21 protein-coding genes and 6 pseudogenes are annotated in these 20,854 nt (G+C 62.3%); 13 read left to right on the plus strand and 14 right to left on the minus strand.

Translation table 11 applies throughout. From position 1 onward, the window contains the following. Positions 1-22 precede the first annotated feature (22 nt). Both L0A91_RS13670 and L0A91_RS13675 read left to right on the plus strand, forming a co-directional pair. Positions 23-721 carry a GntR family transcriptional regulator gene (locus tag L0A91_RS13670; RefSeq protein WP_235244931.1) on the plus strand — a complete coding sequence of 233 codons (699 nt, stop codon included), beginning with the start codon at positions 23-25 and terminating at the stop codon, positions 719-721. Beyond that, positions 714-1,502 (plus strand): aminotransferase class I/II-fold pyridoxal phosphate-dependent enzyme, encoded by a 789-nt coding sequence (locus tag L0A91_RS13675; RefSeq protein ID WP_235244932.1) that lies wholly within the window; start codon positions 714-716, stop codon positions 1,500-1,502. The genes L0A91_RS13670 and L0A91_RS13675 overlap by 8 nt, the downstream gene beginning before the upstream one ends. On the opposite strand, the gene L0A91_RS13680 is transcribed toward L0A91_RS13675, so the two are convergent. The 12 genes and pseudogenes from L0A91_RS13680 to L0A91_RS13735 all read right to left on the minus strand — a co-directional run bounded on the left by L0A91_RS13680 (position 1,427) and on the right by L0A91_RS13735 (position 8,898). Next, complete coding sequence (locus tag L0A91_RS13680) at positions 1,427-1,804, minus strand: putative quinol monooxygenase (RefSeq protein ID WP_235244933.1); 378 nt, start codon at positions 1,802-1,804, stop codon at positions 1,427-1,429. The genes L0A91_RS13675 and L0A91_RS13680 overlap by 76 nt on opposite strands. 62 nt (positions 1,805-1,866) lie before the next feature. After that, positions 1,867-2,427, minus strand: a complete 561-nt coding sequence (locus tag L0A91_RS13685; protein ID WP_235244935.1) for a GNAT family N-acetyltransferase — start codon at positions 2,425-2,427, stop codon at positions 1,867-1,869. 117 nt (positions 2,428-2,544) lie between these two features. After that, positions 2,545-2,943: a hypothetical protein gene (locus L0A91_RS13690; RefSeq protein WP_235244936.1), complete on the minus strand. Its 399-nt coding sequence runs from the start codon at positions 2,941-2,943 to the stop codon at positions 2,545-2,547. 16 nt (positions 2,944-2,959) lie between these two features. Continuing rightward, positions 2,960-3,109, minus strand: a complete 150-nt coding sequence (locus L0A91_RS13695; protein ID WP_235244937.1) for a helix-turn-helix transcriptional regulator — start codon at positions 3,107-3,109, stop codon at positions 2,960-2,962. A gap of 18 nt (positions 3,110-3,127) precedes the next feature. Continuing rightward, the gene (locus L0A91_RS13700) at positions 3,128-3,436 is read right to left on the minus strand and encodes a hypothetical protein (protein ID WP_235244938.1); all 309 of its coding nucleotides are present in this window, start codon (positions 3,434-3,436) and stop codon (positions 3,128-3,130) included. A 285-nt stretch (positions 3,437-3,721) separates the two neighbouring features. Beyond that, positions 3,722-4,165, minus strand: coding sequence for a DUF202 domain-containing protein (locus L0A91_RS13705; RefSeq protein WP_235244939.1), 444 nt, complete (start codon positions 4,163-4,165; stop codon positions 3,722-3,724). Beyond that, positions 4,165-4,542 carry a YidH family protein gene (locus L0A91_RS13710; protein ID WP_235244940.1) on the minus strand — a complete coding sequence of 126 codons (378 nt, stop codon included), beginning with the start codon at positions 4,540-4,542 and terminating at the stop codon, positions 4,165-4,167. The genes L0A91_RS13705 and L0A91_RS13710 overlap by 1 nt, the downstream gene beginning before the upstream one ends. Before the next feature lie 141 nt (positions 4,543-4,683). Further along, the gene (locus L0A91_RS13715) at positions 4,684-5,181 is read right to left on the minus strand and encodes a hypothetical protein (RefSeq protein ID WP_235244941.1); all 498 of its coding nucleotides are present in this window, start codon (positions 5,179-5,181) and stop codon (positions 4,684-4,686) included. After that, positions 5,154-5,420: a hypothetical protein gene (locus tag L0A91_RS13720; protein WP_235244942.1), complete on the minus strand. Its 267-nt coding sequence runs from the start codon at positions 5,418-5,420 to the stop codon at positions 5,154-5,156. The genes L0A91_RS13715 and L0A91_RS13720 overlap by 28 nt, the downstream gene beginning before the upstream one ends. Then, positions 5,386-5,916, minus strand: coding sequence for an aromatic acid exporter family protein (locus tag L0A91_RS13725; protein WP_235244944.1), 531 nt, complete (start codon positions 5,914-5,916; stop codon positions 5,386-5,388). Before L0A91_RS13725 ends, L0A91_RS13720 begins: the two co-directional genes overlap by 35 nt. Before the next feature lie 68 nt (positions 5,917-5,984). Further along, positions 5,985-7,404: pseudogene (locus L0A91_RS20045) on the minus strand (xylulokinase). Between the two features lie 24 nt (positions 7,405-7,428). Then, positions 7,429-8,898 (minus strand): annotated as a pseudogene (locus L0A91_RS13735) (mannitol dehydrogenase family protein). A gap of 249 nt (positions 8,899-9,147) precedes the next feature. Here L0A91_RS13735 and L0A91_RS13740 point away from each other — a divergent pair. Both L0A91_RS13740 and L0A91_RS13745 read left to right on the plus strand, forming a co-directional pair. Next, a complete protein-coding gene (locus tag L0A91_RS13740) occupies positions 9,148-10,089 on the plus strand; it encodes a sugar-binding transcriptional regulator (RefSeq protein WP_235244945.1) in 942 nt (313 codons plus the stop codon). Positions 10,090-10,282: 193 nt separating this feature from the next. Then, positions 10,283-11,729 (plus strand): annotated as a pseudogene (locus L0A91_RS13745) (DEAD/DEAH box helicase). A gap of 72 nt (positions 11,730-11,801) precedes the next feature. Here the strand turns inward: L0A91_RS13745 and L0A91_RS13750 are convergent. Together L0A91_RS13750 and L0A91_RS13755 are read right to left on the minus strand one after the other, a co-directional pair. Continuing rightward, a pseudogene (locus L0A91_RS13750) lies at positions 11,802-12,811 on the minus strand (aldo/keto reductase family protein). Positions 12,812-12,864: 53 nt separating this feature from the next. Next, positions 12,865-13,979, minus strand: a pseudogene (locus L0A91_RS13755) (glutamate--cysteine ligase). Positions 13,980-14,153: 174 nt separating this feature from the next. On the opposite strand from L0A91_RS13755, the pseudogene L0A91_RS20050 reads away from it, so the two are divergent. From L0A91_RS20050 to L0A91_RS13810, 9 genes and pseudogenes are all read left to right on the plus strand, one after another. Continuing rightward, positions 14,154-15,118: pseudogene (locus tag L0A91_RS20050) on the plus strand (ThiF family adenylyltransferase). Positions 15,119-15,215: 97 nt separating this feature from the next. Then, positions 15,216-15,416: a MoaD/ThiS family protein gene (locus L0A91_RS13770; protein ID WP_235244947.1), complete on the plus strand. Its 201-nt coding sequence runs from the start codon at positions 15,216-15,218 to the stop codon at positions 15,414-15,416. A 192-nt stretch (positions 15,417-15,608) separates the two neighbouring features. Further along, positions 15,609-15,812 (plus strand): hypothetical protein, encoded by a 204-nt coding sequence (locus tag L0A91_RS13775; protein ID WP_235244948.1) that lies wholly within the window; start codon positions 15,609-15,611, stop codon positions 15,810-15,812. Beyond that, positions 15,812-17,140: a S8 family serine peptidase gene (locus tag L0A91_RS13780; protein WP_235244949.1), complete on the plus strand. Its 1,329-nt coding sequence runs from the start codon at positions 15,812-15,814 to the stop codon at positions 17,138-17,140. Before L0A91_RS13775 ends, L0A91_RS13780 begins: the two co-directional genes overlap by 1 nt. Beyond that, complete coding sequence (locus L0A91_RS13785) at positions 17,137-17,748, plus strand: RNA polymerase sigma factor (RefSeq protein ID WP_220123158.1); 612 nt, start codon at positions 17,137-17,139, stop codon at positions 17,746-17,748. Before L0A91_RS13780 ends, L0A91_RS13785 begins: the two co-directional genes overlap by 4 nt. Further along, a complete protein-coding gene (locus L0A91_RS13790; RefSeq protein WP_235244950.1) occupies positions 17,741-18,235 on the plus strand; it encodes a hypothetical protein in 495 nt (164 codons plus the stop codon). Before L0A91_RS13785 ends, L0A91_RS13790 begins: the two co-directional genes overlap by 8 nt. Next, the gene (locus L0A91_RS13795; RefSeq protein ID WP_235244952.1) at positions 18,232-19,026 is read left to right on the plus strand and encodes a hypothetical protein; all 795 of its coding nucleotides are present in this window, start codon (positions 18,232-18,234) and stop codon (positions 19,024-19,026) included. Before L0A91_RS13790 ends, L0A91_RS13795 begins: the two co-directional genes overlap by 4 nt. Then, a complete protein-coding gene (locus L0A91_RS13800) occupies positions 18,984-19,541 on the plus strand; it encodes a hypothetical protein (protein WP_235244953.1) in 558 nt (185 codons plus the stop codon). Before L0A91_RS13795 ends, L0A91_RS13800 begins: the two co-directional genes overlap by 43 nt. Before the next feature lie 751 nt (positions 19,542-20,292). Continuing rightward, the gene (locus L0A91_RS13810; protein ID WP_397333878.1) at positions 20,293-20,784 is read left to right on the plus strand and encodes a CHAT domain-containing protein; all 492 of its coding nucleotides are present in this window, start codon (positions 20,293-20,295) and stop codon (positions 20,782-20,784) included. The last annotated feature ends 70 nt before the right edge of the window (positions 20,785-20,854 follow it).

The following is a 20,854-nucleotide window of genomic DNA, read 5'->3' on the forward strand; positions in this document are numbered from 1 at the left end:
GCGCCGGGTCTAACCTTGCCCCATGACCGGCCCTGCCTCCTTGACGCATAGTGCGCGCACGCTCTCGGCGAGCGCGGTTGCCAAGGTGTTGACGGGCACGCCACTCGAGCCGCCGATGTATGCGGCGCTCGCGGGCCGATTGCGTCGCGCCTTCATCGAGGGTCGCCTCCCCGCGGGGGCACGGATGCCGAGCGAGCGAGAGTTGATGACGGCTCTGGAGGTCAGCCGCACGACGGTGACCAGGGCATACCAAGAGTTGCGGGACTCGGGTCACCTGCGGACGACGCAGGGCTCGGGGAGTCGCATCTTTGTCCCCGACGTGCCAGGCGGCCGCGTCGATCATTTGCTGTCCCCTTCGGGCACGATCGAGGATGAGATCGACCTGACGACAACGGCTCCTTCTGCTGCACCACTGGTGCCCGAGGCCTTCCAGATTGCCGCCGAAAAGGTGGTGGATTATCTGCCAGGCACGGGTTACTACCCCAGCGGGCTGCCGGTCTTGCGCGAAATGGTCGCGGCGAGGTTTACCCAGCGAGGGCTGCCAACTGATCCAGACCAGATCCTCATCACTTCGGGCGCTCTGGGTGGAGCGGCTATCGCGGCGCAAGCGCTCCTGGCGCCGGGGATCGAGTGTTGGTGGAGAAGCCGTGCTACCCCAACATCATCGAGACGCTTAAGGGCTGCGAGCGAGGATCGTGCCGCACGCAATCGATATGAATGACTCAGGGCAGGAGTGGGATGCCGAAGGCATGGCCGCACTGCTGCGGCTCACGGGTGCTCGGTCGGCCTACCTCGTGCCTGACTTTCAAAATCCCACCGGCATCCTGATGGATGATGCCCAGCGTGAGCGGGTTGGGGCAGCGCTGCGCCGGGCGCGGGTGGTGCCAATCATCGATGAGTCGCCCGTGGAGTTGTCGCTGCAAGAACGTGCGATGCCGTTGCCGCTGGCCGCCTATGTGCCCGACTCGATCACGGTTGGCAGCGTGAGCAAGGTCTATTGGTGTGGGCTGCGGATCGGCTGGATGCGCCTGCCTAAATCGCGGATAGCCAGCATGGCTCAGGTGCGTTTGCGTCTCGACCTCGGGGCCCCAGTGTTGGAGCAGTTGGCTGCGGTGGAACTGATGGCCAGGCACAAAGAGTCGCGGGAGTATCGGCGCTTGCGAGAGAACACCTCGATGGAAGCGCTGCTCGCCGGGATCCATCGCGAGTTGCCCGACTGGAAGGTAGCGCGACCAGCTGGCGGTGGCTCGCTGTGGTGCGAGTTGTCGGATGCGCGCTCCACCGCGCTGGTGTCAGCAGCCCGCAAATATGGAGTAGTGCTGGCTTCGGGGCCGACGTTTGCTCCCGGCGGTGGCCTTGACGATTGGCTCCGTCTGCCCTTCGTGCTGTCCGAGGAAGTGCTGGCAGGTGTGCCAGCGCGTTTGGCTCAGGCGTGGGCAGACACCACGGCTGGCCAGCCCCGAGTGGGCTGGGGCCAGACCGCGGCGCCGATTATTGCTTGAGAGTTTTGCTCAGATGGGATTGAGCGGGTGGATCGCGACCTCGCCAACGAGCGCGCTGCCGAGCACCTCAAAGCCTTGGCGATGTGTGGCGTCGTCATGTGCGCATCGAGATCGGCCTGACTGCGCCACTCTTCGACGGTGATGAAAACGCCTGGTGCGACGGCCGACTCATAGGCGGTGTAGGCGAGGCAACCATCTTCGCTCTGGGTGGCGCTGGCGAGTTCGGCGAGGCCGGCACGGACGGCGTCACCCATCTCGGGGTTCGTCGGGATCTGGGCGACAACATGCAGGGAATCAGTCATGCCTCACCGTAGCCCTGACCTGGCTGATCCGCCCGGCGGATGTGCGGCTCTTTGCCTGAGGCTCATCGGCTTAGTGGTTGAGGTGGCCTCCACTGCCACCCGGCTTCAACGCCGTTTTCGCGAAACCCAATAGCCGCATTAATAGCGATCATGTGGGTGTTCTCGGCTGCGCTCCATGTGTGCACCCGCTCAACGTCAGGGTGGTGCTCGGCCATTTCGCGCAGGTTGGTGACTTTGAGTGCTCGACCAAGCCGATGGCCCCTGTGCTCGCGTAAGACCAGAGTGTCGCCTTGGACAGCGGCCACGCCCGTAGGCATGACCTGCAAAACGGTGTATCCAACGATCTCTCCCGAGGCCTCGTGAAGCACAACGGTGGTGACGGCTACTTCGCCTCGCTCGGCAGCCCGCGACTCCCGAGAGCGGAGGCGCTCGGCGGTCTCCTGGAAATCTCGATCATCGAAACCAGCATTAGGCGCTTCGTGCGGCATCCGGTTGCGGATTGCCACCATCGCGTCCACGAGATCTTCCGGCGTCGGGCCGCGCCAAGTCTTGGTCGCATACCCCCGAGTTTTTGAATAGCTGAGTTGGTGGCAGCGCTGCAGCCCCTCCTCGACCTGCAGCAATTGAGCGGCTGAAGCCTGCTCGAGGGTGAACCCTTCCCCAATAGCCAGTCAGACCAGTCATCGCGCGGCACAGCGCCAGTGCCGACTGACGGGGTGAGCCAAGCAGCCTCTTGAGGGTCATTTGGCCATGGTCGGGGATCCAGCACTGCACGCTGCTGGCACCGCTGGCCAGCAGCGCCTCGCGAGTGACCCGCCATAATTCATCGGCGAGGATAGACGTGAAGTGCTCGTTGGGAACAGCCATGTTGAAGTATCCGATGGGTCGATCGGCAGCCTTATCCCACCAGGCCACCACGGTGCCCACCGCCTGCTCGCTATCCGGGCTAGCGCATAGATCTTGCCGGTGTATTGCTGACTCGCGTAGTCCTTTGAGATGGATTCAGCACTGGAGCCCCAGTCGTCGTGGCCGGATTCCTGCATATGCACGCGATGCTGCAGTTCAGCGACCGCCTGCATGTCCTCGCTCGGCCCAGCGTCTGACTCCGGCACTGCCACGATCCCCACCTGATACGTCATTTCGTGATCTTAGATCTTATTCGCCGTCATCGGCGGAGTAGAAGACTTCGTCGACGGGGACATCAAAGTGCTCGGCAACGCGAAAGGCCAGGGATAGCCGAGGATCAAAGTGGTTGTTCTCGATCGAGATCACGGTCTGCCGGGTGATGCCAAGGATCTTGGCCATCTGCTGCTGCGACAGCCCTCAGCCTCGCGCAGCACTTTGAGTCGATTGCGCAGCGGCATCACTCACCGCCTTGGCGTAACAGTCGCCAGTAGCGAAAGCCTGCGTCGACCATGGCCAGCACCAAAAGACGATGAGCGGGATATCGGCGAGATCAAGGATGGAGGTGATGGCTAGACCCAAGCCCATGGCGATCACCAAGTCGAGGAAGGCACCGGTTGCAGCCACGCGGATCCAGTGGGTCTCGATGGTGTCGTCAGCGTATGCGGGTTGGGTGCCTTGACCTTCGCCCAGCACGATCGCGCTCAGCGCGACCAAAGTTGGAGCCATGACCACCGTGAAAACGGCAAAGCTGAGCCAAAGCTATCGCGGGTCAACCCTGCAACTGCCCCAAGTGCAGCAGCTATACCAAGGCCAGCCGCTGCCGCCGTCGCCCAGCGTGTCCTCTTGTCCTGAATCGCGAGTTGCATGATGCCTCCCATGTAAGACTTCCCTACATCCAAGGTAGCCCTGTGGTGCCAATGTGTCAAATAACTCTTACATAGCCATGGCCGTCGGCTAGCCACGGTGTGCGATGAGGTGAAATGGGCGGGATGTGGCCTGCAAAACAGCACATCAAGCCCAATTCGCCTCATCGCAGGCGGGCAGGCGGGCAGGCGGGCCACCACGCAGGCGGGCAGGCTGTCGGAGCCGGGCACGGGCCAGGCATCGAGGAGGCTTAGGCCCGAGCAAGACCAAGACAACACCCGCAAGCCCCAGGAAGAACGTCAACGCCAGCAGCGTGATCTTGGGCCACGGGCTCACGACCAAGTGCTCAGCCTCAATGGCCTTCACTCCCACATGCATGCGGCCGCTTTGAGTCAGCATGATGATGCTGGCCCCGAGCAACGCGATAGCCGGCAACAGCAGCACGTTGGCACCAAAGATGGGCCACCAGCGCACAAGGAGGACGCTGACAATGACCAGTGCCATTGCCGTCCGCGACCATGCCATCGTGGTCCGCTCCGGCTGCAGCCCAGGGTCAACCCCCGCAGCCGTCACGTTCTTGGCCAATGGCATCAAGTCACCAAGACGAGCACGATGATCACGACGGAGCCCATAGCGCCTGTCAGGCCAAGGAGGGGCGCAATGAGTGGCACCGGCAGCGGCCGCTTGGCCCGAATTGCCCGCTCGACGCCGATCCATCGCACGAAGGCACCACCGCTCACCAACATGCCAAACACCAAGAGCAAGATCGAGACGGCTTGGCGATAGGGCGTATCGAAAGCTCCAAACGCTTCAACGGCCACACCGCCGGCTTGCAGAGCGAGGCCGGTGCGGATCCACGACAAAAAAGTGCGCTCATTGGCCAGACTAAAGCGAGGGTCAGGGGTCTCGCCGCCAGGCATGAGGCGCTTCGCCAGTTTGCCGCGCTCGTCGAGAGTCTCATTGCTCATGCCAAGCAGGTTACTCCGACTTATCCTCATCGCTGCTGGTTTGCGGCCCCTTGCTCTTGCGCCCGCCCGTGAGTTTTGACGCCTGATCGCGCGTGTACTTAAACCCGCGGCGCAGTCCCGTCGGTGGGAGTCCGCGAGCGATCAGGTTGCTGGGGAAAGCGCCTCAGCCGCGGGCAGCATGTCCCGTCGCAACAACTCCGAGGTGCCAGCAACAACGCGCTGGGCACCACTCATCTGCTTGGCCAGCCTGGCCCGATCTTCAAGCCCTAGCGGCTCGATAATCTGCTCAACAGCCACCAAGATCGAGCCGCGCAGCAACCACAACGATGTCTGCGAGTTGGCATCAACCATCAACAACTCGGTGAGTATGGCGCGCGCCTCACGGGCTACTTCAAGGCTCTCGGTCAGGGCTCTCTCGACTTCGTCCTGACGGCCTGCCGACTCAGCCTCCAACAACTCACCGAAGCCATCCACGCAGGTGGCGACATTGTCCAGCACGATCGACAAAGCGATTCGCGCTTCTTCCCCGAATCCGTCGTCGGTGGACTCGTGCTCTGGGGCCTCCTTGCGCATGGCGACAAAGAGCGCACGAACGGCGAACGAAGAGGCATCTAGGGAGTCAAGACGTGAGCGAAGCACAGTTGCGGTGTTGGCCGAGCCGATCGCCCGCGTGTTAAGTCGCAGGCTTTCTTCGACAGCAAAGACTGCCTGTTCGGCTTTTCGGTCGTCGAGCCAGCATCACGCGAGTGCGAGAGCAGCGCCATCAACTGCGCCTTCGTCACCGGGCCTTCACTGAGCGACCAACTGGCACCCCGCAACACCTCGGCCTGCCGGCGAGCCACTTCACGCACATTCAGCACAGCGGCTTCGGTCGGCACGCAGCGGCAGCAACAAGTTGAAGGCCACTCCGACACCGGCGCCAATCAGGGTCGTGAAGATCCGAGTCTCGACGGCGATCTCCTGGCCGCCTACAGCCAAAATCAGCATGGCGCTGATTGCTGTCTCCAGCTTTTGGTCCCCCAGGCGCAAAATATTGGCGGCGAGTAGTGCCATGGCGATCACCAGCGCCAGACTCCACCACGTCAGGCCGACCCAGGTTGAGACTCCCACTGCAATGAAGACGCCCGTCAACACGGCGCCAACTCTCACCATGCCCATTTTTATTGTGGCCTGTGGCGAGGTCTGGACGACCAAGATCGCTGTCAAAGCACAGGTCAAGTCGATGGGGCCGTCGACAAGGAACAGCGTCATGAGGTACGACAAGACCGCCGCGGTCGTGAGGCGTGCGATGGTCAGCAGCGCAGGAATCACTGGTTCGCGAGTCCGCCAGCGCGTGGCTATAGCGTCTTGGGCTGACCCGATCAAGGCATTCACGCGACTGGTCAGGACAACTCCAACCTTGGGTTTAAGGAAATCTCAAATCTAGCTGTCAGTAGGTCTCGCTAGAAGGTGTTGTGCATCAGCCTGAGCACTTCGGCATACCGGTGGATGATCTCAGCGTTCTCGGCGGCGACTCCGGGCTCTGGAGGCAACTCGGCAACCAGGCTGATGGGCCACTCCGGTGGAGCGTCACTGCGGCTGAGTGCCCAAGCGGCTTGGCGGGCTGCCCCCAGGGCGACATATTCGCCCGGCTCGGGCACCACAACGGGCAAGCCGAAGAGCTGGGCGGCGACCTGTTGCACGGCTTGCGAGGCCGAAGCGCCACCGATTAAGAACACCCGATTGGCTGACGCGCCTTGGGCTCGCAGGGCCTCGATGCCGCTAAGCAGGTTGAGCAGCATCCCCTCGACGGCTGCCCGGGCGAAGTTGGCCGGGGTCATGTTGTCCCGGTCATTCCGGCCATCGTGCCGGTCGCAAACGGCAGATCGGGTGTGCGCTCGCCGTCAAGATAGGGCAGCAGCGTCAATCCGCCAGCCCCTGGCTGGGCGCTGCGGGCTAACTCGTCCAATTCATCCAGCGAAACACCAAGCATGTCCGCGGCGGCGCTCAGCACTCGGGCGGCATTAGGAGTGCAGACCAACGGCAGATAGCGCCCGGTCGCATCGGCAAATCCGGCAACAGCGCCGCTGGCGTCGAGGGGGCAGGAGTTCTGACACGGTGAAGGCAGTGCCCGAAGTGCCCAGCGAAACGACAACATCACCGGGCTGGAGGCCAAGCCCCAAAGCCGCACCCATGTTGTCGCCGGTGCCCGCGCCAACGACCATGCCATCGTCAGTGGTGCCAGCGGCTTCGTTGGCAGCGAGCACCCGTGGAGCCTCAAACGCTCGCCCCATCGCCTGATGCATCAAGCCCAGGTCGTATTCGCCAGTGCGCGCAGACCAATAGCCTGTGCCCGAGGCGTCGCCGCGGTCGGTGGTCCAACCGGTGAACCCGCCCCGGTCTTTCAGGATCTGGCCGGTCAACCAGTCGTGGGGAGGACCACTGTCTTGGTGGCCTCAGCTGCACCCGGTTCATTTGCCGCAAGCCAGCGGACCTTTGCGACCGTGATCGCGGCCAGCGGCACGGTGCCAACTCGCTCTGCCCATACTCCTGGCCCGCCTAACTCCGCTACCAAGTTTGCTGCGTCGGGAGCCGAGCGGGTGTCGTTCCACAAAGGGCATCGCGCACGACGGCGTGACTGGCATCGAGCGCGACCAGGCCGTGTTGCTGCCCGCCAATCGAGATGGCACTGACGCCATCAAGTAAGCCGTTAGCGCTCGCCTCCTCAAAGGCTGTCCACCAAGCCGACGGGTTAACGCTCGTGCCGTCTGGGTGACTGGCCCGACCTTGTCGCACCACCTCGCCAGTTTCGGCGTTACAGACCACGACTTTGCAGGACTGAGTCGAACTATCGACGCCTGCGACCAGGACTGGCTCGCTCATGCGGTGCCTTTCAAAGGTGGACCATCACTGGTTAGTGAGATTCTCCACGCTAGTGCGTGCGCCATGCTCGTGCAGGGAAGCTAGAGCGGCGGTGTATTCGGTCGTAAACCGCTCGTTCTCCACTAGGTTGCCGAACAAGTCGGGCGCTCGCAAGAAGGCGAGCGGGTCTTCCTTCTGCTTGGCAGCTGCCGCCATGACGCGGTCCCTGATGCGGTCCACTACCTCGATGGGCTCACCGTTTTCATCCACGCCCTCGGCGTAGCGAGCCCAGGAGGCCACGATCATGGCGGAGTGGGTGATCTGTCCACCGCTGGCCAGGTTTTCGTTGATGACCGGCACGAGCCACTTGGGGATGCGGTCCGAGCTCTCGGCGCACAAACGCTTGAGTGTGTCGCGAACGTTCGGGTTGGCGAAACGCTCAATCAACTTCTTGCGGTATGCGCTCAGGTCGGTGTCCGGGACAACCGGCAGGGTCGGGATGCCCTCGTCAGCCATGTAGCCCGACAGGAAATTCACGAATACCGGGTCCTCACATACCTCGTGGGCGTAGGTATAGCCGCTCAAGAAACCGACATAACTCATCGCTTGGTGGCTGACATTGAGCAAGCGAAGTTTCATCAACTCAAACGGAACGACGTCTTCGACGACCTGGACGCCGACGTTTTCGAGTTGTGGCCGCCCACTAGCGAATTTGTCTTCCAACACCCATTGAGTGAACGGCTCACACGACTGGCCAGCCGTCTTCGACGCCGGTTTCTTCTTTGAGTGAGGCAATGTCTTCGGGCGTGGTGACCGGAGTGATGCGGTCGACCATGCTGTTGGGGAAGGGGACCTCGGCCTCGATGTAGTCGGCCAGTTCGGGGTCTTTGAGCCGCGCAAAGCGCTGACGGCGTGGTGGGCGACCTCGCCGTTGCCCGGCAAGTTGTCGCATGACATCACGGTGAAGGGTGGAGTGCCCGCGGCGCGACGAGCAGCTAGCGCCGCGATGATGTAACCAAACGCGGTGCTGGGGGTGGCGCCGTCTTTAAGGTCGGCCTGGATCGAGGCGTCGGAAGGATCAAACTGCCCGGTGGCCTGGTTAATCAGGTAGGCCACCCTCGGTGATGGTCAAGGAGACCACGCGGGTGGCGGGATCGGTCATCGCGTCCAACACTGCCTGCGGGTTTGAAGGTGCGTGCAGCATCTCAATAATTGACCCAAGCACTCGCGACTCGAGGCGTGCGTCTGGGTGCTTGATGGTCATCGTGTAGAGGCCATCTTGCTCGTTGAGCGTGTCGACGATCTTGGTGTCGTGCGGCAAGACTCAACCCCACAGATACCCCAGTCGAGGCCCTCCCCGGTGTTCATCAACGCATCGACGTACATCGCCTGGTGAGCCCGGTGGAAGCCGCCAACCCCGAAGTGAACGATGCCGCGGGTGACCTTGCTGCGGTCGTAGGAGGGCACAGCGACTGCCGAACCCAACTCGCTGAGAGTGTTGTTTGACAGTTTCATATTCGCTTCACGGCTCCCGTGGATAGACCTTAGACCTCTGTGTCCTGCACGGCGAGCCGCTACTAGTGCTCCGCTCGAGGGCTGACCCCCACAACCTCGCCGCGGACGCTCAAATGAGCACCCCTATGCACTGTTGAGTATTGGGCGTACCCTCAGTGCTTGTCAAGAAGTCTGACGGGATCCACCGTATGTCCAGATGGGCGTAGGAATGAAGATCGCGGAGCGGCAAATCTCAGGAAGAAGGAAGCAGTGTCGACAGCCACGAGCCAAGCCGAATTGCTGCTCATGGCATCCATTGCGCGCCGCCACTATTTGCGTGGCGAGTCAAAGATCGAGATCGGCGAGCACTTCGGATTGAGTCGGTTTAAAGTAGCGCGCCTTCTTGATGCTGCTCATGACAGTGGCCTGGTCCGGATCGAGATTGCACCTGCAGAAGGCCTCAACCTCGATCTATCCGCACGCGTGAAGGAAGAGTTTGGCCTGAGCGACTGCGCTGTCCTGGCTCCCGGCGCCACCACGCCGGATGAGATCAATCAAGCACTGGGGCGGGTGGCGGCTGGTCTGTTGGCCGAGACGTTGACGGACAAAGATGTCGTAGGTTTGCCATGGTCTCGGTCCGTTTTGGCAATGTCTGAACATGTTTCAGGCTGGCCCGCGGTCAAGATCGTTCAATTGAGTGGTGGCATGGAAGTCGCGGGTTACGACGCCAGTGCCGTTGAGCTCATCCGCAGCGTTGCTCGATCGTGCAACGGCGAGTCGGTGATCTTCCATGCGCCGTTCTTGCTGGACGACGCCGAAGGAGCCGAGGCTATGCGCCGCCAGTCTTCCGTTGGCTCGGCCTTGGAAGCGGTGGGTGAGGTGACGCACGCTGTCGTTGGCGTAGGCCAGTGGGCGTCTGGGTTCTCGACGATCTATGAGATTGCTGGCGACAGTTCGCTGGCCGAGGCTGCAGAGTCTGGCGTCGTCGGTGAGTCTGCTGGAGTCTTCTACGACTCGGCCGGAGCGCCAGTTGAGCTCGAGATCACCACGCGGATGATCAGCATCACCGCAGACCAACTCCGAGCCATACCCAACGTCTGGGCGCTCGCCGCTGGTGCGACCAAGGCGCAAGCCATGGCCGCGGCTATCCAGGGGCAGTTCGTCAACTCGCTCGTGATTGACGAAGGCTTAGCTAACGCTCTCGTCGACTAGGCGATCAGCCGCGTGACCGGTGTGGTTCACGCTTCAACTTGTATGCCGTAGGGTTGGCAGCAGCAGTCCGCCCAGTCTTGCCGCGGGCTTGCTCCTCATCGCGTTTGGAAATCCGCAGAGGCCGCGTTCGTGACGATGACCGTCACTCCCTAGCGTGCCGGGCGAGACAGATGCACTTTTTGAGAACTTTCCTGTGCCTAGCAACACCTTCGCCGATCTCGGCGTGCCCACTTCGCTGACCCGTGTGCTTGAGCCGCGCGGCATTGTCAGCCCCACCCTATTCAGGCCGCCACGCTGCCTGACTCCTTGGCTGGTCGTGACGTCCTCGGCCGTGGCCGCACCGGCTCGGGCAAAACCTATGCGTTCTTGCTCCCCATGGTGGCCCGACTGTTGGAAAACCCGCGGCGCCGTGCGCCCAAGCGCCCCCGTGCGCTGATCTTGGCGCCGACGCGCGAGTTGGCCGGCCAGATTGCCGAGTCGCTCAAGCCCTTGGCTGCTGCCTCGGGCCTCAAGGCCATCACCGTCTTTGGTGGCGTTGGCAAGGGCCCTCAACTGAAGGGCCTGCGCGAAGGCGTTGACGTCTTGGTGGCCTGCCCCGGACGCCTTGAAGACTTGATGAGCACCGGCGACGTCATGCTGGACGCCATCGAAATCAGCATCCTGGACGAGGCTGACCACATGGCTGACCTGGGCTTCCTGCCCGGCGTCAAGCGGATCCTGGACAAGACCCCGCGTGATGGGCAGCGCATGCTGTTCTCCGCAACCTTGGACAACGGCGTTGATGTCATCGTCAAGAAGTACCTCAGCCAGCCAGTGCGGCACAGCGCGGACTCTGAACAGTCCCCGGTGAGCAAGATGAACCACCACGTGCTGCACATCGACCGCAACGACCGCCTCGATGTGCTGGTGGACTTGGCCGGATCAGCTAGCCGCTCGGTGATCTTCACGCGCACCAAGCACGGCGCCAAGAAGTTGGCTAAGCAACTCAACGGTCGCGGCGTCCCCGCTGCCGAGTTGCATGGCAACCTGGCGCAGAACGCCCGCACCCGCAACATGGACGCTTTCCACGATGGCCGTGCAGTGACCCTGGTCGCTACCGACATCGCGGCCCGTGGCATTCACGTGGATGACGTCGCACTCGTGATCCACTCGGACCCGCCCGTTGAACACAAGGCATACGTGCACCGCTCTGGTCGCACCGCCCGTGCCGGCGCTGAAGGCAGCGTCATCACGCTGATGACCGATGAGCAGGTGCGCGATGTGCGCGCGCTCACCAAGGCTGCTGGCGTGAAGCCGACGACCACCAGGGTCAAGGTTGGTCACCCACTGTTGGCCGAGTTGGCTCCCCGCCCAGAAGGCGGCGTCCCAGCCCGTGAGCCGTTGGTCTTGAAGTCTGAACAGCCTGCTGGTCAGCAGGGGGCCGTGGTGGTGGCAAGCCCCGTAGTGGTGGCGGTGGCCGCAACGGCTCCCGCCCCCAGGGTGGCAACCGCAATGGCAGCGGACGTTCGGGACAGGGCGGCAACCGCAACGAAGGCGGTCGCCCCGGTGCTGGACGCTCCGGCTCCGGCCGCCCGCAAGGCCACGGCTCGCGCTCTGGTGGTGGCCAAGGTCAGCGTCGCGCCACGCGCTCCGCTGGCTAACAGTTTTAAACAAGTCTGCCCGCTCACCCATGAAGGTGAGCGGGCAGTTTGCATTCTGCGAGTGCTGCTTGATCAGGCGACGCGGCCCTGAGGAGCTGTCTCGGCCGTCTTGGCGGGGTCCTTCTCAACGACGTCGCCCAAGACGTCATCGATCTTGGACATCACCGAGACATCTAGCTTTACCCCAGCAGCCTTGACGTTTTCGCGGACCTGCTCGGGGCGAGATGCACCGACCAACGCAGCAGCCACGTTGTCGTTTTGCAGCACCCAAGCGACACCCAACTGAGCCATCGACAGGCCCGTTTCTTCGGCGATGGGCTTCAAGTCCTGGACGCGGGTGAGCACATCATCGTTCATGAAGCGCTTGATCATGTTGGCGCCGCCCTTTTCGTCCGCGGCACGCGAGCCCTCAGGCGGTGCCTGGCCGGGCTGATACTTGCCGGACAAGACGCCCTGGGCCATTGGGCTCCAGACAATCTGGCTTACGCCAAGCTCGGCAGACGTCGGGACAACCTCGTCCTCAATGACGCGCCACAGCATTGAATACTGAGGTTGGCTAGAGATCAGCTGGAAGCCCATCTCCTTGGACAGTGCAACACCGGCGCGGATCTGCTCAGCAGTCCACTCGCTGACGCCGATGTAGTGAGCCTTGCCCTGACGGACGATGTCGGCGAAGGCCTGCATCGTCTCTTCGAGTGGGGTCTCGGTGTCGAACCGGTGAGCCTGGTAGAGGTCGACATAGTCGGTCTGCAGGCGCTGCAGCGACCCATCGATCGACTCCATAATGTGCTTGCGCGACAGGCCGGTGTCGTTCTTGCCACCGGGACCGGTAGGCCAATAGACCTTGGTGAAGATCTCAAGGTCGGCGCGACGCTGACCCTAAGTGCCTCACCGAGCACCGACTCGGCGACCGTGTTGGCGTAAACATCTGCGGTGTCGAAGGTAGAAATGCCTTCGTCCAGAGCCGCGTGGACGCACTGAGTCGCGACGTCGTTTTCGACCTGCGAACCGTGCGTCAACCAGTTGCCATAGGTGATTTCTGAGATCTTCAAACCGCTGTTGCCGAGGTATCTAAATTCCATACCCTCACCGTATGCCTGACCGCTGACAGTCGCGCGGCGACCCCTATCAACGACTATCGGAGCTCGGCCGCAGTCTCTTCGACCATGGCCAATACAACCTTGCGCAGGTCGCCACCGGACTCAGCCGCCAGCGCGTGTTGTCGCTGGTAGCCCGCTCCGCGCTTGATCATCCCGGGGATCCGAGCCAACTCCTCCGAGCAGTCCAAATCGGCAGCAATCGGGGCAAGCCGCTTCGTCATGTCGATGAGATCATCAGTGACCAGTCGCTCAGAGTTGTCCGACCCCGTGATGACGATGGCATCCAAGCCATAGCGGGCTGCCCGCCACTTGTTCTCCTGGACATGCCAAGGCTGCAGCGCTGGCAACTCTTGACCGTCGTCTAGCTTGCGGGAAGCCTCCTCCACCAAGCACTGGATCAAGGCGGTGATCGCGCCGATCTCGTGAATCGTGCTGACCGAATCGCAGTTGCGATATTCAAGAGTGCCCAGGTGAGCAGCCGGTCGGACATCCCACCGGTTCTCGCCCAGGGCATCGATCACGCCGGTGGTCATCATGTCTTCGACGAACGACTCGTACTCGGACCACTGAGTGAATTGAAGGGCAAACCTGCGGTCGGCAACTGCTGGAAAAGTTGCGAACGATGGGAGGCAAAGCCCGTGTCTTCGCCCTCCCAAAACGGTGAGTTCGCCGAAAGCGCCAACATATGGGGGTATGCGTGGAGCAGCGATGACATGAGCGGCAGGGCCTTATCGCGACTCTCGATGCCGACATGTACGTGCACGCCATAGATGACCATCTGGCGGCCCCAGTGTTGGGTGCGGTCAAGCATCTTTTGGTATTTTGAGCCCTCGGAGACGCGCTGCGCTCGCCAACTGCTGAACAGGTGGGTGCCAGCGGCTAAAACGCCGAGGCCATGCGACGCGGCAACCTTCTGGATCGACGACATCGCCGTCCGCAGGTCGCGCTCGGCGTCGGCGACGGAGTGGCAGACGCCCGTCACCATCTCGACGGTGTTGGTCATGAATTCGCCGGTTACCAAGGGCGAGTCGAGTTCCTCGACCACCTGCGGTCCAAGTGGCACCAGCTCGCCAGTCACTGAATCAACGAGTGCGACTTCCCACTCCACCCCCAGTGTTGACCGCGGCGATTGTGCAAAAGAGATTTGCATGCGTTGAGCACTCTCCGTTGGAGCAACATTTCAAAATCTATTGTGCGGCATAACCAACGGTATTGGTCACCGTGTCTTGTTCGAGCGCAGTTAGGCTGATCGAGTGAAGCCCTTGTCGAGATTGGCCCCGAGTTAGATGCTGAGGCGCTGGCTCGATACTCCCGGCACCTGTTGGTGCCAGGCATTGGCATCGAAGGGCAACGCCGACTGGCTAATGCATCGGTATGCGTCGTCGGGGCAGGCGGTCTGGGCAGCCCGGTCTTGCTCTATCTGGCCGCCGCGGGGGTTGGCTCGCTCACGGTCATTGACCACGACGTGGTTGATCTCAGCAATCTGCAACGACAAGTGCTGCATCGCACCCAAGATCTTGGTGAGCCCAAGGCGCTCAGTGCCGCCCGGGCAGTAGTCGATCTCAACCCACTCATCAAGATCACGCCGCTGATCAGCGAACTGAACGATGACAATGTGGTCGACGTGCTTAGTGGGCACGACCTAGTGATTGACGGGACGGATAATTTCGCAACTCGCTATCTGGTTGGTGACACCTGCGCTGACCTGGGCATGCCTGTGGTGTGGGCAGCCGTTTTGCGCTTCGATGCGCAGATCGCGACCTTTATGCCGGAGCCGCTGGTAGCCGCCGAGGACGCCACGAGTCTGCGCGATCTGTTCCCCATGTTGCCACCCCGGAGGCGACACCATCGTGCTCAGACGCTGGAGTGTTGGGCATGCTCACCGGCCAAGTGGGCTCGATCATGGCTGGAGAGGCGATCAAGTTGATCACCGGAGCAGGGGAGCCATTGGTAGGTCGCGTGTTGTTGCTGGACTCGGCCAGTATGCGGATGCGCGAGGTGCCGTTGCGGCCTCGGCCTGTGGGTGCGGTGGCCTCGGCTCCGAAGGCGACATCGGCGCCCGAACGATTCGACGCGATCACGCCCGCTGAGCTCGCTGCCCAGCGCGATGCCGTCACCGTGCTGGACGTCCGCGAGCCGGGAGAACACGCGCTGGGCCTGATCGACGGAGCCCACGCCATACCCCTGGATGAGGTGTTGACCTGGGAAGACCTGGGTGCTCTGCCCGATGGGCCACTCGTGGTCACCTGCAAGTTGGCCCGCGTGCGCGGCGAGCAGCCACGCACTTGAGATCATTGGGGCACGCCGACCTCTCGCTACTTTCGGGCGGCATGGTTGCGTGGACTGAAGAGATCGACCCCAGCCTGATCCGTTATTAGGAGCGCTCATGCCAACACTGCGCTATTTTGCCGCCGCCGCTGAGGCCGCCGGGACCGAAAGAGAAGAGATCTCGGCCGACTCCGTGAGCGCCGCGCTGGAAGCCGCAATTGAAGCCCACGGACCCAAGTTGGCCCACGTGATCGCGCACAGTTCGTTGCTGCTCAAGGGCCAATATGGGGGATCGGTCAATGGGACTGGCCGCGGATGATGTGTTGGACGTGCTGCCGCCCTTTGCTGGCGGGTAAAAAGGGCCGTGAAACCTTGACGGTGGCGGCCAAGTCCGAAACGATTGCAGGATTGTGATCTCAATCACTCTCCTGTGATGTATCGGGGCGCGCACATCTGATTCCTCTCACTGACCGGCAAATTCAGCCTCGAGTCCGGTCAGGAAGGCACGGACATGACTACTCCTGTGAATGAGCCAGGCTCGACCGGCAGTGGCCCCCGCCCGGTGATCCCGCCAGCAATCCTTGCCCGATACGGCGCCAGGGTGTTGGAGCCCACCACCGCTGCGCGCACCAAATCAGGGCCACTGCAGCCCACGGCATACATCGGCAGTGTGCTGTTGGTGTTTGGGGTTAACGGGGGAACCGGCCAAAAGTGATGGCTGAGTTGGCTCAGATCGGCCAGGAGTTTGGCTTCACGCCGCAGATCGAGCAGGGCGGCAAGGGCGAGCCTCCATCAAGCGGGGACGCGGGGCAGATTCTCGAGCGGTTTTGGCCGACTCGGGTCATCCTGGTGTTAAACGATTCGGCGACGCCGCCGATCGATGCGTGGCCGGTGCTGCAGCGTCTGCGGCAGAAGGGCTTTGGGGAGTCCGATGTTGCGTTGAATCACCTGCTGACTCCTGAGCCTTATTGGATGTCGATGCCCTACTGGATGTCCATGCCGTATTGGATGTCGATGGGCAGCGAAGGGGCCACCATGTCTTACGCGCAGCCAGGGACAGGGGGCAGAACGCCGGTAGCAGTGGTTGCTGCGGACCCCGCCCTCAACGCCAGGCCAGCGGCGTCGGCGCCCGTGGTCGTGGTTCCGGACACCAGGCTGGGCACACATCCGTGGTTCAACGCCAATGTGGAAGATCAAATCGTTGCCAGCGGGGTAAGACTCGGGATTGACGGCCCACTCGCGGTGCCACCGGGTCCACCCAGTGCGACGATCTCAGGGTCACTTCCGCAATATGCCGGGCACGGCACATTCATCGCCGGCCTCGTGCGCCAGGCCTGCCCGCAGGCCAAGATTCTCGGGCTTCCGTTGATGGAAGACGATGGCATCGCCGAGGAAGCCTTGGTGCTGAAGAGTCTGGCCTTGCTGGTTGTGCGACACATCGATGCGGTGCAGCGCGGTAACGCAAGCGAGGTGATCGACGTGCTGTCTTTGTCCCTGGGTTACTACCACGAGAGCCCTGCGGACGCTGCGACCGATGCTGTTTTTGGGGGCCTGCTTGAGGCCTTTGGTGATTGGGGAGTCGCCGTCGTTGCGGCAGCTGGCAACCAATCAACGACCGCACCGTTCTTCCCCGCGGCCTTCGCCAACCCGAGCGCTTCGTCGACTGGTCGGGTGCCGCTCGTCGCGGTGGGCGCCTTAAATCCCAATGGCGGCACCGTCGCAACCTTCAGCAACGCTGGGCCGTGGATTGGCTTGCATCGACTCGGTGCCAATCTTGTGAGCATCATGCCGGTCACTTTGGACGGGGCTACCCAACCGGCTTCGAGCCACACTCGCCAAGGCTATGAGCGAGCCACGATCGACCTGGATGACTTCTCTGGCGGGTTTGCCATTTGGAGCGGCACTTCGTTTTCCGCGCCGGTTGCCGCGGGCGAAATCGCGGCGCTGTTTAGTCAGTCAAAGGCGCCCTCAGGCAACAGCCAAGCGTGGATTGACCGAGGCGCAAAGGTCGTTCAGGGCTTGCTGCGAGGTGAAAAGAGATGAGTGCCGAGCAGGGGCAACTGTTAACCGACCGAGCAGCGGCGGCCTTCACCGACTATCGCGCTGGCCAGGTTTGGCGGATGGATGAGCTTGTCGACATCCTGACCCCGGTGATGTGGCACGTGGCCCGTGCCTGCAGGTTGGACGCAGCAGCCAGCGAGGACGTCGTTCAAACGGTGTGGCTCAAAGTGGTTGAAAAGGCTGAATCGATCAAGGATCCGCAGGCAATCGTGGCTTGGGTGATGACGGCTACGAGGCGAGAAGCCTGGCGAGTCGCCAAGCGGGCGGACACAACCAGGCCAAGCGAACTGACCACCACGATGGACTTGGGCAAGGACGAGCCGCTGGGTATGGCTCCACCGCCGGATCCGCTCGAATCTGCCATCAACGGCGACCGCGCTCAGGTGCTGTGGTCGCACTTCAGCCAACTGACGCCCCGGTGCCAGGAGTTGCTACGGATGGTGTGTTTCGCGGACCGCCCCCACTACGAACAGGTTGCCAAAGATCTGGGGATGCCGATGGGGTCCATCGGCCCAACCAGGGGCCGCTGCCTGACGACATTGCGATCAGCACTGAGCAAAGACCCACATTGGAGCGTGTGTGATGAGTGAGCACCTGCATGAAGAGCAACCGCTCGATGACTATGACTTTGACCTGATGGCGGAGTTGCGAGCGATTGTTGAAGCTGGCGACCCGCCACCGTCCGGCCTTGCTGATCGGGTGAAGTTTGAGTTGTCTTGGGCGGCGTTGGAGGCTGAGGTGGCGCAGTTGCAGGTGTCTGAGTTAGTTGGCGTTAGGTCTGAGGAGGTGTATGCGTCTACCGACACGATCACCTTCACTAGCAGCTCGGTGAGCCTGATGATTCGGGTTTCCCAAGAGTCAGCGCAGGCGGAGACGCGAAGGGTCGATGGCTGGCTCACGGAGTCCGGCGTCCAAGTCGACCTCTTGGTTGACGGACGGACTTTCGTCACCAAATCCGACGAGAACGGGCGATTGGTGTGGAAGGCATCCCAACCGGCATGGCGAAGTTCTTCATTCACCTGGACACGGCGGTGGGGCAGCCCGTCATCACTCCGGCGGTCCAAGTGTGATTGGTGAGTAACGAGGTGCGAGATCTGCTCGCTGAGGCTGAGGCCACGTTGGACGCTGCCCGGGAGTCGCTCAGCGCCTACAACACGGATTCTGCGGAGAAGTCCATCGCGCAGGTATTGGATCTTGTCGCAGGATGCGTCAAGGAAGACCCGTCCACTCAGGCCCGCGCATTAGCAGTCGAGAGGCAAGCCCTCATTAGTCGAGCCTGGGTCGTCTTCGAGCGCGAAGGTTTGCTCTGCGCCATGAATGGTTTGGAGACGATCCGAGCTGAGGCAGGGCCCGGTGAGGACTCGGCAAACTGTGACATTCAAGCCGCGATGCTCTTGGGCAGGAGCGGTGAAATGGCTAGGGCCCTAGGCGCATTGCGTAGAGCAGACGGCCAGGGCGTAGTGCTGCCGCCGGGCAACCGGATGCGACTCCTCCTGAGCCGCGGCGCTCTTGCAAGTCAACTTATGGAGTTGACCAATGCTCGCGAGGATCTATCTAACGCAGTCGAGTTGAGCATCGAGATTGATCAGCCCAAGGGCTTATTTATGGCGATGCACAACCTCGGCTATGTCGAATACCTGGCTGGCGACTTGCCGACTGCGCTGCGGTTAATGACGGAAGCAGACGCGCTCGATGTCGACGTGGACCGAAGCGAGTCACAACTTGATCGGGGACGAGTTTTGCTCGAAGCTGGTCTGGTGAGCGAAGCTCACGGGGCGCTGGAGGAGCGCGTTCACTGGCGAGAGACGCGGGATCAGAGCGTCAATTGGGTGAAATCGACCTTGAGTTGGTACGCGCCGCGCTGCTGAGCGGCAATAGTGCAGAAGCGATTGACGTCGCAAGCAGGGCAACCCGCGGATTTCTGGCCCGAGCAGAAGGCGGTTGGCGGCGCAGGTCCGTGCTGGCCACGTTGGAGGCAATGGGGGTAGCGGGACAGCGGCCGCGCGCACGAGCGAGGTTGGCTAGTGCCTTGCGAGAGGTCGCGACCCAAACGGAAGACCAGTCGCTCCTGCGGCGCAGCCTGCTGGTCGAGGCGCAAGCCCTCGTGGACCTCGGTGACACCAAAGCGGCCAAAGCGGCTTTCCACGACGCGGAGCCGTTGATCGGTTCGCCATTGCTATCAACCCGGCTCCAGGCGCTCTGGGTGGCTGCCCAAACTGATTCTGAGCGGGCGCGCGAATGGCTGGAGGTTGCTGCTGGCGATATCGCGGCGACGCAAAAGCGGGCCGCTGGTCTGGACGTTCGCACCGCTATGGCCGTGCACAGTAGCAATCTTGCATCAATGGATGTCGGTTGGCTCACGCGCGCGGACCCGCCGATGTGATCGAGCGGGCCGAAGTATGGCGAGACTTGGCGGGTTCGCTAGCGCCCAGTCGGCCGCCGCACAATCCCCAGCACCGACAATTGCTAAGCGCACTGCGGCGTGCCCAAGCCGACCTCAGGTCTGCGGTGCCGGGTGAAGAGACCGAAGCTGCCCGCATACGTCTGGTTGAAGCAGAGCTAGCCGTTCGGTCATCAGACTGGTCCACCAGCGGGGAAGGTGCCCAAGCGACGAGCCAGACGTGGCGCTATCCCGAGCTGCAAGAGCGCGTCGATGCCGAGGGCGTCGCGGTGCTGATGATCTATGTAGTGGGCGGCCTTGCTCACGGAGTCGCGGTCCTGCCTGGTGAGAAGCCTCGGGGTGTCGAGGTGGGGGACTTTGCTGACTTGAGCACTGTGGCGCAAACGGTGCGGGGCGACTTGGGCGTGGTGGGCAGCCTGCCGCAGGCCAGCCCGTTGCGGGCTCCGGTGATGAACTCGTTGAAGCATGGGGTGGGGGTGCTGGACCGGGCCCTCTTGGGTGGTCTGCCGCAAGTTGCTGAGGACCGAACGCCACTCGTGATCGTGCCGCCTCCGCAATGGTTGGGCCTGCCGTTTTCGATGTTTCCCAGTCGGGTTGGCCTGGCCACCTCGGTGTCGCGCTCAGCATCAGCTTGGGCTAGAGGAAAAGCTGAATTGGTTGCGAACCCGCAGGTCATGGCACTGTCGGGGCCGCAGCTCGCGTTGGGCGCAGAAGAAGTGCGCTCAGTCAGGAGATCTGGACTGGGCAAAAAACCAGTGGTGGTGACTCCGCCTCGATCGCTGAAGCGCTCTTGGGTTTTGCCCAGTCGGACCTGGTGCATGTTGCGGCTCATGGCGAGCATCACGCAGAGAACCCGCTGTTTTCGACCCTGCAGATGGCAGATGGCCCACTCTTTGCTCACGACCTCGAAGGGCAGCCGATGCGCAGTCGGCATGTGGTCTTGTCGTCCTGCCACGGCGGGGTGGCCCGAGCGCGGGGTGGCCAAGAAGCACTCGGTATGACGGCAAGTCTGTTGGAACTGGGTGCAACCACGGTCGTTGGTCCGGTGAGTGCAGTGCCCGAAGCTGTTGCGGCCTCAACGATGGTGGACTATCACCGAGGTTTGGCGGCTGGAGTGGAAGCCTCTCAAGCGCTCGCCGACGCCGTCGCCGATGCAGACCCGTTGGCGGGGCTCTTCAGTTGTTTTGGCTCGCAGTGGCAGGTGCAGGCGGAGGTTCGGCCGTGAATTGGCCGTACGAAAAGATTTCTTTGTCGGTGACTGTGGTGCTCAGCGCCTTTCGGGATATTTCTGCGGG

The sequence above is a fragment of the Ornithinimicrobium sp. INDO-MA30-4 genome, assembly GCF_021535045.1.
GTDB lineage: Bacteria > Actinomycetota > Actinomycetes > Actinomycetales > Dermatophilaceae > Ornithinicoccus.

Bases quoted from the DNA above. Each gene is read 5' to 3' on its own strand.
- L0A91_RS13670 (WP_235244931.1), top strand. From the start codon at position 23: ATGACCGGCCCTGCCTCCTTGACGCATAGTGCGCGCACGCTCTCGGCG.
- L0A91_RS13675 (WP_235244932.1), top strand. From the start codon at position 714: ATGAATGACTCAGGGCAGGAGTGGGATGCCGAAGGCATGGCCGCACTG.
- L0A91_RS13680 (WP_235244933.1), bottom strand. From the start codon at position 1,804: ATGACTGATTCCCTGCATGTTGTCGCCCAGATCCCGACGAACCCCGAG.
- L0A91_RS13690 (WP_235244936.1), bottom strand. From the start codon at position 2,943: ATGACGTATCAGGTGGGGATCGTGGCAGTGCCGGAGTCAGACGCTGGG.
- L0A91_RS13695 (WP_235244937.1), bottom strand. From the start codon at position 3,109: ATGGCCAAGATCCTTGGCATCACCCGGCAGACCGTGATCTCGATCGAG.
- L0A91_RS13700 (WP_235244938.1), bottom strand. From the start codon at position 3,436: ATGGCTCCAACTTTGGTCGCGCTGAGCGCGATCGTGCTGGGCGAAGGT.
- L0A91_RS13705 (WP_235244939.1), bottom strand. From the start codon at position 4,165: ATGCCATTGGCCAAGAACGTGACGGCTGCGGGGGTTGACCCTGGGCTG.
- L0A91_RS13710 (WP_235244940.1), bottom strand. From the start codon at position 4,542: ATGAGCAATGAGACTCTCGACGAGCGCGGCAAACTGGCGAAGCGCCTC.
- L0A91_RS13770 (WP_235244947.1), top strand. From the start codon at position 15,216: ATGCCAACACTGCGCTATTTTGCCGCCGCCGCTGAGGCCGCCGGGACC.
- L0A91_RS13775 (WP_235244948.1), top strand. From the start codon at position 15,609: ATGACTACTCCTGTGAATGAGCCAGGCTCGACCGGCAGTGGCCCCCGC.
- L0A91_RS13780 (WP_235244949.1), top strand. From the start codon at position 15,812: ATGGCTGAGTTGGCTCAGATCGGCCAGGAGTTTGGCTTCACGCCGCAG.
- L0A91_RS13785 (WP_220123158.1), top strand. From the start codon at position 17,137: ATGAGTGCCGAGCAGGGGCAACTGTTAACCGACCGAGCAGCGGCGGCC.
- L0A91_RS13790 (WP_235244950.1), top strand. From the start codon at position 17,741: ATGAGTGAGCACCTGCATGAAGAGCAACCGCTCGATGACTATGACTTT.